The sequence below is a fragment of the Paraburkholderia silviterrae genome, assembly GCF_004353915.1.
Lineage (GTDB): Bacteria > Pseudomonadota > Gammaproteobacteria > Burkholderiales > Burkholderiaceae > Paraburkholderia > Paraburkholderia silviterrae.
In genome coordinates, this window is sequence record NZ_SMRP01000039.1 from 19,688 (window position 1) to 32,219 (window position 12,532).

Annotated in this window: 10 protein-coding genes; 1 reads left to right on the plus strand and 9 read right to left on the minus strand. The window is 64.7% G+C overall.

What is annotated here, in order from left to right; all coding sequences use genetic code 11:
- Window positions 1–23 precede the first annotated feature (23 nt).
- From EYW47_RS36640 to EYW47_RS36675, 8 genes are all read right to left on the minus strand, one after another.
- Entirely contained in the window at window positions 24–1,529 is a 1,506-nt protein-coding gene (locus EYW47_RS36640; protein ID WP_338117860.1) for an MdtP family multidrug efflux transporter outer membrane subunit, read from the minus strand.
- Window positions 1,492–3,636 carry an FUSC family protein gene (locus EYW47_RS36645; protein ID WP_133199693.1) on the minus strand — a complete coding sequence of 715 codons (2,145 nt, stop codon included), beginning with the start codon at window positions 3,634–3,636 and terminating at the stop codon, window positions 1,492–1,494. The genes EYW47_RS36640 and EYW47_RS36645 overlap by 38 nt, the downstream gene beginning before the upstream one ends.
- A gap of 15 nt (window positions 3,637–3,651) precedes the next feature.
- Window positions 3,652–4,698, minus strand: a complete 1,047-nt coding sequence (gene mdtN / locus EYW47_RS36650; protein ID WP_133199694.1) for a multidrug transporter subunit MdtN — start codon at window positions 4,696–4,698, stop codon at window positions 3,652–3,654.
- 17 nt (window positions 4,699–4,715) lie between these two features.
- Window positions 4,716–5,015 (minus strand): YtcA family lipoprotein, encoded by a 300-nt coding sequence (locus tag EYW47_RS36655; protein ID WP_240764073.1) that lies wholly within the window; start codon window positions 5,013–5,015, stop codon window positions 4,716–4,718.
- 176 nt (window positions 5,016–5,191) lie between these two features.
- Entirely contained in the window at window positions 5,192–6,706 is a 1,515-nt protein-coding gene (locus EYW47_RS36660) for a DUF1254 domain-containing protein (RefSeq protein ID WP_205710216.1), read from the minus strand.
- A gap of 103 nt (window positions 6,707–6,809) precedes the next feature.
- Window positions 6,810–6,953 (minus strand): DUF1254 domain-containing protein, encoded by a 144-nt coding sequence (locus EYW47_RS42250; protein WP_240764074.1) that lies wholly within the window; start codon window positions 6,951–6,953, stop codon window positions 6,810–6,812.
- 529 nt (window positions 6,954–7,482) lie between these two features.
- Window positions 7,483–8,376, minus strand: a complete 894-nt coding sequence (locus tag EYW47_RS36670; protein WP_240764077.1) for a SphA family protein — start codon at window positions 8,374–8,376, stop codon at window positions 7,483–7,485.
- Window positions 8,377–8,974: 598 nt separating this feature from the next.
- On the minus strand, window positions 8,975–10,609 hold the full coding sequence (locus EYW47_RS36675) for an MFS transporter (RefSeq protein WP_133199697.1): 1,635 nt from the start codon (window positions 10,607–10,609) through the stop codon (window positions 8,975–8,977).
- A gap of 193 nt (window positions 10,610–10,802) precedes the next feature.
- Between EYW47_RS36675 and EYW47_RS36680 the strand changes: the two genes are divergently transcribed.
- Window positions 10,803–11,270: an MEKHLA domain-containing protein gene (locus EYW47_RS36680; protein WP_133199698.1), complete on the plus strand. Its 468-nt coding sequence runs from the start codon at window positions 10,803–10,805 to the stop codon at window positions 11,268–11,270.
- Between the two features lie 36 nt (window positions 11,271–11,306).
- On the opposite strand, the gene EYW47_RS36685 is transcribed toward EYW47_RS36680, so the two are convergent.
- A complete protein-coding gene (locus EYW47_RS36685) occupies window positions 11,307–12,374 on the minus strand; it encodes a purine-nucleoside phosphorylase (protein ID WP_133199699.1) in 1,068 nt (355 codons plus the stop codon).
- Window positions 12,375–12,532: the final 158 nt, after the last annotated feature.

Genomic DNA, 12,532 nt, shown 5'->3' on the forward strand with positions numbered 1-12,532 from the left:
CCCGCGCCCGCGATGCGGGCGCATCACGGCTCGGCCGTATCCTTCGCCTGGTACCCGCCCCCCAGCGCCTTGGTCAAGACGAGGTCCTGGTTCAAGCGCTCGCCGTCGATCAGCAGCAGCGCAGTCTGCTCGGCCAGCAACGGCAGGCGCGCCTCCTCCGCACTCACGCGGCTGCCGAGGCCCCGCTGATACGCGGCGTCCGCGGCTTCGTGCGCGAAACGCGCGGCCTCCACCTTGTCGCTTTGCAGCCGCCGCTCTTCGTCGAGCGTTTGCAGGCGGTTGCCGCTGACGGCAACGTCGCGCACGGCGTCTAGCACCGCCTGGTTGTACTGCTCGATCAGGATGTTGCTGCCGGCGCGCGCAGTCCGCAAATTGGCGTTCAGGCGTCCACCATCGAAGATCGGCAGGTAAAGGCCCGGAATAAAATTGATCTGCTGGCTGGCGGCGCGGAACAACTGGTTGAGGTGGACGGAGTCCAGACCGAAGAAGGCCTTGATGTCGAGGCTCGGATAGAACGCCGCCTTGGCGGCGTCGATTTCGCTGAACGACGACTGGACATACCAGCGCATCGCCTGCAGGTCCGGGCGGCGCGCCAGCAGCTGAAAGGACAGCTCGGCGGGCAGTCCGGCCGCGGCCTGCGGCAACGCCACGGGCTGGATCTCCGGCAGATTGCCGGCGCTGGCGCCGACGAGTGCGCGCAGCATCTCACGGGTCTGGGTGATCTGCCCCTGCGCCGCGACGATTTGCCGGTCGAGGCCCAGCAGTTGCCCACGCGCGGCTTGCAACGGGACCTTGCCCTCCAGTCCGGTGCCGGTTTTCCCCTCGTGCGACTGAACGGCGAACGCGAGGATCTGGCGCGACTGCTGCAGCAGGTCGAGCAGGCGATAGCTGGCCTGCATGCTGAAGTAGAGCTGGGCCACGTCCGTGGAAATCGCCAGCTCCACCGCTGCCTCTTCGGCCACGCGTGCGTTGCACGCACCGATAGCGGCCTCGACCAGCGAGCGCTGGCGGCCCCAGAGGTCGATGTTGAGCCCGGCGAAAAGGCCGATGGTGCCTTCGGTGTACCAGGGACCGGTGATACCCAGTTTCGGAAAATTCAGCGCATAGGGGCCGAGAAAGCCGTCGGAGGATGCGCGCTGGCGGTTGAGAAAGCCGAGGGCCGATACCTGCAGGTTGCTGCCGGCCCTGAGCAACTCGACCTGCGACCCGGACTGCGCCACGCGCACCTGGGCGGCGGCGATGGTCGGCGAGCCCTTGAGCGCGCGTTCGATCAGCGCGTCGAGCTGAGGATCGTTGTAGCGCGTCCACCATTGCGCATCGGGCCAACCCTCGCGGGCCAGATGAATATCGCTCGCAAGCTGGATCTGCTCGGGCGGAATCTGGGTATGGGGTGGCGAGTCGCGGCGCATCAGGGCGCAGCCTGATACCAGACTCAGCAGGCTCAGCAGACCCATCAGGCAGGCAGTGGTGATGACGTGTTTCTTGTTCATGTCAGGGTGCGTCTCGGGTGGCCGGCGTTGGGGCGGCAAGGTCGTTCGCGGCAGCGGGTGCCGCATCATTGCCGGCGTCCCAGCCGGGCAGTTCGGCCGCCTGGAGCGCGAGGCGCTGCAAATCGGCCAGCATCGGCATGCCGGCGGCGCCGGTCGTTTGCTGCGCGAGCGCGCGCAGTTGCTCCTGCTCCGCCAACGGCGGGGCGCCGCGCTTGTCGACGCGCTCGGCGTAGAGCTCCAGCAGAGCGGCGGTTTCGTCGTGCAATCTGGCAGCGGCGGCAAGCGCGGGCGAGGAGGCAGCCGGATGGGCGGGATACGCCGGGTCGGCCGCGGCCAGCGCGCGGCTGTGGACGTGGTCCTGGGTCACCAGCAAGTCACGGCTCACGCCCAGCATCCGCTCGGCCTGCGCGGCCAGTTGCGCAAGGGCGCCGTGCTTGAACTGCGGCTCGTAGCGCACGCGTTCGAGCTCCAGGTTGCAGTCGTTGAGCGCAGACCAGCATTGCATGTGCTGCTTCGCGTAGGCCATTTGCAGCGCCGGGTCATCCTTGCCCACGGGCGCGCGCACCAGCGCGGCGAGTGAACGCGTGAGCGCCGCGAGCTTCGCGCGGGTCGCGCTGCCCTCGCTCTCGGGCCAGATGAACGCATAGACGAGCCAGCAAATGCCGACGCCAAGAATGATGCCGACCATGCGGTCGCGAATCTCGGTCAAGTCGGTGCTCGGGCCAAAGTTCTCGAGCAGTGCCAGCGCGAAGGTGGCGGCGCCCTGGGTGCCGAGGTAGGCGAGCCGTTCGGAACCCGCGGTCAGCCACGCGCCCGCCGCGATGACCGGCACCATCGTCAACAGCAGGCCGACGATGGTGTCGATGTACGGCATCACGAAGATGAACACCAGCAGCGCGCTCAGGCTGCCCAGCAAAGCGCCGTAGAAGCGCAGCGACATCTGCCGCACCGAGGTGCCGAGCCCCGGCAATGCCACCATGCCGCTCGTAATCAGGATGGTGTGAATGCCGGGCCACTGCAGGACGTTGAAAACGAAATAGCCGATGAGACCGGAGATCAGGATCTTCAGCGCGAATCGCACGTAGGCGGGATTCGTGAAGGCATCGGGCGCGAGCAGCGGCTCTTTCGCGGGCGGCTGGCCGGGCACGGCGGCACTGTCGAACTGGTCGACGGCTTGCACCGTGCGGTACAGGTCTTCGGCCTGCGCAAGGGCCGGCAGGGATGCGCGCTCTTCCTCATCCGGCACCCAGGTCAGGTGGAAGGGCTCATGCGCGGCAATCGCCTCATCGAGCGCGAGCAACTGCTCGTGCAGCCGCCCGAGCGCGCGCCGCAACGCGGGCGACGCCCCGGGCAGCGCTTGCGGCAACGCATTGCAGACGTGCTGCGCATGCGAGACAGCGGCAACGCAACATTGCAGATACTGCTGGCCCGCATAGTCCTTCGCATTGGCCATGTTGGCGAAAGTCGCGAAGCCCTGCAGCGTGGCGCATTGCTGCTGCAGCGCTTCGCCGGACAGGGAAGGCTCGACGGCTTCGCCCGCCGCCAGCTGCCGCAGGCGTTCACTTGCGCGCGCGAGCTGGCGGTGCACTTCCGCCTGCAACTGGCGCAGCGGATTGGCGGACGCGAAGAGCGAGTTCACGACCAGCGCGATGACGCTGCCGTACGTGATGGCGAGGACGGCCCAAAGCACCTGCCGCACGAGGTATTCCGCCTGCCCGGTCAGGTCGGCGAATGACTGCGCATAGAGAATGACGAGCGCCGGTCCCAGCAGGACGCCGCCCGCCTTCGACACCCGCACGCAAAACATGAAGCTGAAGAACAACACGCTCGAGACGACGATACGCAGTACAGGGTAGTCGTAGGTGAAGTTCAGCAGCCAGATGTACAGGGGCACGGCGATGAGGTCGGCAAGGGTCAGCGCGATGAAAATCACGCGCGTCAGGACGACGTTGGCCTGCACCGTGAAGAAGATCGCGACCAGCGACATCACCATGGACGGGATCTGGAACGTCTCGCCGATCACGATGGCGATGGCCGAAGCCAGCGTCAGGCGCAAGGCGAACTGGCCGCGCCCGGGAAACGGCGCTAGTTCGCCGGCCAGCCAGCGCAATGAGTTCTTCAGGCGTTCCGCAAGCGGAGCGTTCATGGGCTGCGTCCTGTCTCAGTGCGCCGGCTTGGCCGCGCCGGGTTCGAGCTTCACGACTGCCGAGGCGCCAAGGCGGAACAGCTCAGGATTCGGATGATCGACGCGAATCTTGACGGGAAAGCGTTGTGCGACACGCACCCAGTTGAGGCTGCGCTGCACGCGCGGCAGTCCCTCGAGCACGAGGCCGCCGTCGTCGGGCAACACGCCAAAGCCGATCGAGTCGACGCGGCCATCGAACATCTGGCTCGTGTCGGACATCAGATAAACCTTCGACGGTGTGCCCGCGCGGATGCTCTTCAGCTCCGTCTCGCGGAAATTCGCGACGACATACCAGTTGCGCGTATCGATCAGCGTGAACACCGGCTTGAGCGGCGAAGCGAACTGCCCGGCCGTGGTTTTCAGCGACACGACGCGTCCATCGAAAGGCGCGCGCACGGTGGCCATGTCCTTGCGGTACTGAGCGAGCGCGATTTCCGCGCGCACCACGTCGCGCTGCGCGACCAGCGCGTCGACGCCGGTCACGGCGGCGGTCGCCTGTTGCGCCTGCAGACGCGCGGCTTCCAGCTCCGCGGCGGCGGCGCGCTGTGCGGTGCGTGCCCGATCGACATCTTCGGCGGAGACAAAGCCCTTTGCCAGTAACGGCTCCGTGCGCTTGAGCGTCTGGGCGGATTGCGCGGCGGCGGCCCGGGCGCGCTCGACGGCGGCGTGCGCGGAATCGGCGCCGTACTGCTGCGCCTTGACGGTGCGGTCCATCAGCGCGATCTGCTTGTCGAGCGCTGCCAGCGCGGCATTGGAGCGCGCCAGTTCGTCGTCGAAGGGACGCGGATCGACCTCGAAGAGCACATCGCCCTGCTTGACCGCCTGGTTGTCGCGCACTGCCATGTTCACGATGCGCCCGTTTACTTCGGATACCACATCGATTGAATCTGCGTAGGCGTAAGCGTCGTCGGTGCGCGGCGAGGTGTCTATCCGCCAGAGCACGTAGACGAGTGCCAGGAGCGTCACCAGCAGCAGGACTGCCGGGGCGACCTTGCTCGAAATTTTGTTCGGCCTGCTAGCCATGAACCCACTCCGTCAATTCAAGAATTAAAGACCAACAGCCAGATCAGCAGCGAGAAAAGCAGCAGCAATGCCGAATACGCGACGACTGGCGGTCCCAGAAGGCGTTCGCGTTGCAACCGGCCCAGCACGGCGTGCACGATCAGCGTCATCGGCAAGGCACCCAGCAGACAGAACATCCAGCTTGGGAAATAGGCACCGAGCACGCTGATCGACGGCGATGCCGAACAACCGGCCAGCGCCGTCAACAACAGGCACAACAGCATTCGCACGGCGACGGTGTGCGGCCTCGAACGAAAATTGATGCTCGGACTGGACATGAGTCGATGGCTGTCTTTCTGGACGCGCGGATGAAATCATTCGTTGTCTTAAATTTCAACAGGCGTCGCGGGTTATGGAAAATCGCCCGCGCGCCGCCTGCCTTGAGGCGGCGCGCGGCAAGCAGAGCCGCCGCAGCGGCGGCCCTGCTCCGTTTCGCTCGATATTGGCCGCTCTGTCAGTGGCCAGCCGCGTTGACGCCCGGGGGCGTCCATTGCCCTTCGGTAATGGCGGGCTTCGGCCCGTAGGCACGCAGATAAAGCGAGAAGTCTGCGTTGGCGGGCGACGGCAACCAGTTAGCGCGCGCTTTTGCATCCTTGGGCGCATCCGCCTGGATATAGATCGTGAGCGAGCCGTCGGCGTTGTATTGCAGATCCCGGTTCTTGGTGCCGATCGAATAGCGCTTGATCTCATTGGGCACGAAGAAGTGCTCCGCGCTATAGAGCGTGAGCGACCAGAATCCGTCCACCGGCGGCGTCTGCCCTTCGGGGAACGTCACGGTATAGCGGTGCGCGCCATTGAGCCGTGCACCGTCCGCGCCCAGATCCTGATAGAAGTATTTGGTTTCCTGATTCGCATTGACGAGGATGTTGGACTTCGCCACGGCGGTGCGCGTGAAGTAGTCCGTGCCAAACGCGGCGCCGTTGGAGATGGTGGTCCAGTTGTAAGGCAGCGGATCGCCCCAGTGACGGAATTGCAGCAGCGGATCGACCAGTTGCTTCTGGGCCAGCGTGGCTTCCTCGGTCATGGCCTTCTTCAAGGCCGGATCGTGCTTCGCCGCCTCGAGGACCGCCCGTATCTGCGCATAGAGACCCTCTTCGCCCGGCATCGCCGGCGCATCGGCCATGACGGCCGGCAGTTCGTCGAAGAACTTGTCCGGAAACACCCAGGCGGTCTCTTCGGTGCTACCGGTGCTAGCCGGCTTCGGGAAAGCCGGCAGCGTCGCCCAGTCGTGGCGCTTCATCTTGCCGTCGAATTCGCTCAGCGGATAAACGTTGATTCCCTGGATGACTTCCTTGACGGCGGTCTTGTCGGCGGGCGTAGTGTCCTGGAACACGCGCGGCACGACCATGCCCGTGTTGGTGGTCGACCGGAAAACCCCGGTAATGCCAGCAGGCACCTTGCCGTTCCAGTTCGGGCCGACCAGCAGGTAGAACCCAGGCTTGGTGCCGTACATCTTCCCCAGCTTCGCAAAACTGTCCGTGCGCGCATCGACGACCTGGTAGACCCAGAAGCGCTTGCCGAAATCGGGCACCTGAACGACGGCGGGGCTGGTATCGAGCGCCAGGACGCTGCCGCCATAGACGACGTCCTGATTGGGGCACGCGACGTCACGCTCCTGCGGTTCCACATAGTCGTGCAACATCGCAAGCCGGTTGAGCGGCGCGAACGGCAGGATCCCGCCGATCAGGCCGGGAGCCGGCGCCTGCTCGAAGGCGAGGCGGCGGTTGTAGATATTGACGAGCGGCCAGCCCCAGAAGTAGGCCTGGCGGGCCACCATGCGCGCGTACGCCTCCGTTATCCTGGCGTTGCTGTCGGGACCCGGCGGCAACGCCGCGAGGCGCCCGGGCGCCCCGCTTGCCGCGTGGGGCGCGGCCGCTGCGCCGGCAGAGGTGGCGGCGGACGCCGTAAAGGAAGCTGCCGAGGCACTCAGCAGGCAGGCGATCAGAGTGGCAATGTGAGATTTTTTCATGGCATCGTCTTCGTTCAATGGGTGGGTCGGCGTCCGTTCACGGGCGAAGGCATCGACCTTGCGCATCGCGTTCCACTCCGCCGGTGTTTTGCTGATAGATCGCTCAGTGGGCCTTCTGAAGTTGCGGAGCGTGCCACTGGCCATCGAGCATCGCCTTATCCGGCCAGTTCGGACCGGCAAGGAGGAAGTTGGCCGCCTGATTGCCGGTGGTGCGCGTGCCGGCATAGGCAAAGTTGAAGGTGTACATGTCGATGTGATCGTTGCCACGAGATCTGGCGCTCAACGGTTCCCAATATCGATACCGGGAGCAAGGCTGGCTGCCTGTCGAATGCTCCACGGTATCGGCAGCGGTCAAATTATCCTTGCTATAACAATTGATTGTGCCGCGCACTCTACCTGGAACGCTCGGGCCCGATGCCATAAGTATTGGGTCTCTGGATGTGACGCAAAATCATAAGGAAAATCGGAATCCTCCCATTGTGCGTTTGTAGAGTTCAGACTCAATTGCAATCCGTCCGTGAATACTGGTGCAAGAATCGTGTGCATCATGTGGCCGGATACCGCGTCAGGCGGCCGGCGAGGGAGCGAAGCGGGAGAGCAATGCTCGTCTGTGGAACGCCGGCACGCGCCGGATCGCTAAAACCGCGCACACCGCATACACCGCGAATCGGGCGTCCACGTCGGCCAGATGGCGCGCAGCATCGTCCCCAAGGACATTCAGCCGCGCTACCTGGGAGAACGGCGCGAAGCACCGGCTTCGAGGCATTCACGACCCACTAGAACGCGAGCGTGGCAGTCGCCTGTACGGTCGCCGTGCTCTTGAGGCGATTGGTGCTCGCTAAGGTCGGCACCCAGCGGAGGCTCGCGGAAAACGGCCGCTTGCCGCCGATTTTCGTGTCATAGGTGAGAATCGGGCCCAGCGCGAAATCCCGCCCGACAAACCCATCGAGCCTATCCGCCAGCGGGCCTGAATCTTTGCCGAGCTGCTGAACCGTGCCCATTACAAGACCCACGCCGATACCGTTCGCGAATTTCTTTAGCCCCATGACATCGAGCGTCAGCAACGGCGCGTTCTGGTAATCGGTCGCGGAATTGCGCGTATAGAACTGGAGCCCGAGCACCGCGTCGAATTCGAGCCCGTACTTGGGCACGAGCTTCGTGTATGCAACCTGCGGCACGAAGGTCCAGTTATTCAGGCTGGCGTTGGCCAACGCAGTGGGATCGTACTGGCCCGTGGGCGCCCAGAAGTTGAAGCTCAACGCGATGTGGTCGGTCTGGCTCAAGTGGTAGCCGGCGACAATCGGCGTGAAATACATGTCGTAGAGATTCGAGACCCGGTCGCTCGTGGAGCTCGACACCCGCCCCACGGAGAAGGTGCCTGTGACCTCTTCCCACACATAGGGCAGCGTGATGGCCGACGCAAAATCCCAGCCGCCGAGGCCACCCCAGACGTGCTCGACCGTCGCAAGCGTGAGCGCGAGCTTGCCTTCGGCGCCAAGCGAGTCCTTGCCGGCAATCGGCACGCCGCGGCTTGCGCTGATCGACCCGTCGAGATAGACCTGTTGCAGGCTGACGATGGTCATCGGCTCCGGCGGCACGATGCCGATGCCCGATATCACGCTCGTGCCGGCCACGGGCCGCCCGAGCGCGCCTTCCGTTGCCCCGGCCATGCTCGGCCCGAATGCGAAGGCGGCAGCGAAGCTGGCGACGGCGTAAAGCTTGAGGCAGTTTCCAATGCGCTTCGGACAAGTCATAGGTGCGTTTTTTATTGAGAGGGTCGACTTATTTATCGAGGGTTTTGTTAAGCCCGACTGAAACCGCGCCAATTATTAGACAATGAAAGCATTAATTTTTCAAATAAAACAGCTATTAAGCATAAATTTGAGATTTCGTGGCGATGGTTGCCGGGGTATGCCAGAAGGGCCCGGCGGTTGTTATGTGTGTGTGCGAAACCAACCAAAGGAGAGAGCCGGGAGAGCAGCATCTCCGCAGCCAACCGCATGGCCGAACACCGTCATCTGAACTGTCTGTGGCATTTACCTAAAAACAGCCTGCCCGCGGAAAAGGCGTGTCCCAAAGGCGATATGAAAAAGCGGTGGCCAACTGGGCCATTATTCGACGATAACGGCCTGGTCTCCGCATTCATGATCATGAGGAAAGAGATACAACCAGGCGTTACCGGAAAGTGAAGCAGACGAAAGCCGAAGAACCGCCGGCGGGCACACGCAAAAGAGCCGCACGCCAGGCAATGCTGCCTCGCGTGCGGAGTTACTGGATTTTTCCCCGGCGCTTCCGTGACTCGATCGTCGCCATCGCAAGACCGGCGGCAGCGAACGCGCACGCGGCGGACACGAGCGCGACGGCGCGCAGCGCGTCGGTGATGGCGTCGGCTTGCGCGCGCGCCACGGATGTCTGGCGCGGCGTGTGGGCGGCGCCCGATGCCGTCCCGGCCTGCGCGTCCGGCTCCAGCAACTGCCCGGTCTGGCTGGCGTCCTGCGGCAGGTGCAGCGCGTCGAGGCGCGCCGATAGCGCCGCGTGGTACGACCACACGAACACGATGCCGAGCACCGCGATCGCCAGCAGGCTCGCCACGCGGGCAACCGCGTTGTTGATGCCGGACGCAACACCTGTGCGCTCGCCCGGCACCGAGCCCATCACGGTCGTGGTCAGCGGCGCGACGGTGATCGTCATGCCGAGCCCGAGCACGGTGAGCGCAGGGAAGAATCCGGTCCAATAGCTGCCGCGCACGAACGGCAGCGCCAGCAACGCGAAGCCGATTCCGGCGACCGCCGGACCCACCGTTAGAAGCGCGCGCGAGCCGAAGCGGCTCGTCAGGCCGCCAGTGAAGCGCGAGAGCAAACCGATAATGACGGGCACCGGCAGCAGCGCCCCACCCGCTTCGGTCGCGGTGTACCCATGCGCGCGGATCAGCGTAAACGGCAGGAAAAAGAATGCCCCGCCGAGGCCGAAATAGAGCAGCAGCGTGACGAGGTTGGCGCCTGTGAAATCGCGCGAGCGGAACACGTCCAGCGGCATCATGGGGCTGGGGCCACGCGCTTCGATCATCACGAACAGGGCGAGCACGAGCACGCCGCCACCGATCGCACCCAATACGAACGGATGCGCGAAGCCGCGCGCCGACGCCTCGGTCAGGCCAAAGGTGAGCGCCGCGAGCCCCGCGGCCGCACTCAGCGCGCCGGGCCAGTCGAGCTGTTCGGGCGCATCGGGCTTGTGGCTATTGGGCACCGACGCCACGGCGAGCGCGATCGTTACCGCTGCGAGCGGGACGTTCAGGAAGAAGATGGCGCGCCACGACAACGCGTCGACGAGCCAGCCGCCCGCCACCGGCCCCACCGCCGACGTGATCGCGCCCACGCCCGCCCAGGTGCCGATCGCGCGTCCGCGCGCCTCGTCATCGAACACGGCGCCTATGATCGCGAGACTGCTGGGCACGAGCAGCGCCGCGCCGATGCCCTGCACCGCGCGCGCGGCGATCAGCGCCCCCGCATTCGGTGCGAGCCCGCAAGCAGCGGACGCGAGCGTAAAGAGCGCGATGCCCGCGATGAACACCGTGCGACGGCCCAGCTTGTCGCCCATCGATCCGCCAACGAGCACGAGAGAGCCGAGAAACAGCAGATACGCGTTGACGACCCACTGCATCGCCGCGACGCTCGCACCGAGTTCGCTCTGAATGGACGGCAGCGCGACATTGACGACCGAGCCGTCGATGAACGCCATGCTCGAGCCGAGGATCGTCGCGGCGAGCGCGAGACGCCTGCGTCGGCACGGGCGGTCGACTGCAGTGGGCTGCGTGCGGATGACGAGCGCGTCGCATGGGCTTGCTTGCGCAGCCACGACGTGCGCGGCCTTCGGCTCGCTATCGGGAAGATCCGGGTTGGCCAAGTTCGCTCCGCCACGGATGGAAATCAGCGTTACGGTGGACAGTCGATATTAGACAGGCAGTTGCACCGATTGACCAGCTTTCAATTTGGTTGCCGCCCTCTCGCAGCTTTAGCGGGCTTTATTTGTCGCCGTCTGCACATGCGGTATCGTGAGCGCCTGCGCCATCGCATAGACCCCACGATCTCCATCGAAGATGTCCCAGACGATCCCACTCCATAGCGATCCTGCTTTCTATCGGCTGCTTGCCGACAGCTACGCCAAACTGCTTGGCCGTCCCCTGGTACCGCAGGCCATGCCTCTGGCCGAAGCGAGCGAATGGCTCTATGAGCATGCCCCGTTCGCTGTGCTCGCGCACAACACCGATCCCGACCCGGTCTTCATTTACGGCAACAAGGCCGCGCAGCGCCGCTTCGGATATAGCTGGGATGAAATCACCCGACTGCCCTCCCGGCTCTCAGCCGAGGCGCCGGATCGCGAGGAGCGGCGGCAATTTCTCGCCCGTGTGCAGCGGCTCGGCTACGAAGCGGGCTACAAAGGCGTGCGTATCACAAAGTCGGGCCAGCGCTTCATGATCGAGGAAGCCACACTGTGGCAGCTCCTCGACGTGGACGGCAAACTACATGGCCAGGCGGTTGTCATCCCGCGCACGCGCGATCTCTGAGTCGCCCACTGGAACGCGCGCCACGCCGCCTGCGCGCTACCGTTGCGGTACGCCCTCGCGCCACTCGCCCCAATGCTTGACGATGTCCTGCACGAGCGGATTGCCCGCAAGGAACAGATTGTCGATCGCGATTGTGAAGCCGCCCTGCGACGCGTAGTTGAGCAGATTGTCCGCGCTCGACTGGCCCGCGTACGGCCGGTCGAAGTCCGAGCCCGCGCGCAGCACCGCGACACGGCTCAGGTCGACGCGATGCACGCTCGCCGCGCGCGTCAGCGCCTCGAAGGTGGCGTTGTCTTCCTGCTGCGTCGTGCAATAGGTGCCCTTGCCGTCGGTCAGGATCTTGGTCCATTGGCGCGCTCGCTCGCCGATGTCGGTGCCCGACCACCAGGTGTCACCGGCCAGGGTATCGCACTGGATCACGGTTGGCGGACGATTCGCGGGCGCGTAGCTGTATTTGGCGCGGGCCGCCTGCGCCTGGGCGTCGTCGCTCAGCGTTACGTTGCGCGAGAGCGCGAAGGCCGCGTTCGAGAGCGCCGGATTGAGCTGGAACACTTCGGTGCGATAGTCGAGCGGCGGCTTCTGCGTCGGGCCCGTCGTATTGATGCCGAGATAGCCGGTGTTCCAGCCCGGTGGAATTTCGCGGCCGTCGATTTCCCACTGAATGCCGAAGTCGACGAGCCAGTTCGCCCAGGCAGCGGAACCGACGGTGCCCTGAAGCGGGTCGATGCCCGCGATGCCCGCCACCATGAAGTAGGTATGGCGCAGGTCGAAGCGCGGCGAGAATGTCAGCGCCATGATCGACGCGGCGGCATTCGCGTGCCCCATGCCGGTCGTCATCACGCAGATGTCCTGGCGGTTGCAGTGCACAGCCGGGTAGTCAGGAGACAGACCTGGGACGGTGACGTCCTGCCATGGGCCCAGGTGGTCGAGCCAGACCTGGCCCTCCGGGCCGAACATCGAAATGATCATTACCTTGACTGGGCGGCTGTGGGATGCGCCGTCGTCTTGCGCGAAGCTGTCGGCGGCTTGGGTAATCGCTGGAGCAATGGCCGTGCCGGCCGTGAGCAACGATGAAATCACTATGCGAAAAGCACGATTTAGCATGAGAGGGTCCGCCTTTCATGTGAGGGTGTGTTTGGGGATTGTAGTTGCTGGAATTGGGTGTGGGTATGTTGCTATTTTTTTCGTGGCGGTTTGGGGGGTGGCCTTTCCTTGTTTTCATGTCGGTATATTGGTGTTGCCCCTGTGCGGGGCGGCACCTA

What these genes read in the sequence shown, in the direction of transcription:
- EYW47_RS36645 (WP_133199693.1), bottom strand. Translation starts at nt 3,636, where the DNA reads ATGAACGCTCCGCTTGCGGAACGCCTGAAGAACTCATTGCGCTGGCTG.
- mdtN (WP_133199694.1), bottom strand. Translation starts at nt 4,698, where the DNA reads ATGGCTAGCAGGCCGAACAAAATTTCGAGCAAGGTCGCCCCGGCAGTC.
- EYW47_RS36655 (WP_240764073.1), bottom strand. Translation starts at nt 5,015, where the DNA reads ATGTCCAGTCCGAGCATCAATTTTCGTTCGAGGCCGCACACCGTCGCC.
- EYW47_RS36660 (WP_205710216.1), bottom strand. Translation starts at nt 6,706, where the DNA reads ATGAAAAAATCTCACATTGCCACTCTGATCGCCTGCCTGCTGAGTGCC.
- EYW47_RS42250 (WP_240764074.1), bottom strand. Translation starts at nt 6,953, where the DNA reads ATGTACACCTTCAACTTTGCCTATGCCGGCACGCGCACCACCGGCAAT.
- EYW47_RS36670 (WP_240764077.1), bottom strand. Translation starts at nt 8,376, where the DNA reads ATGGCCGGGGCAACGGAAGGCGCGCTCGGGCGGCCCGTGGCCGGCACG.
- EYW47_RS36680 (WP_133199698.1), top strand. Translation starts at nt 10,803, where the DNA reads ATGTCCCAGACGATCCCACTCCATAGCGATCCTGCTTTCTATCGGCTG.
- EYW47_RS36685 (WP_133199699.1), bottom strand. Translation starts at nt 12,374, where the DNA reads ATGCTAAATCGTGCTTTTCGCATAGTGATTTCATCGTTGCTCACGGCC.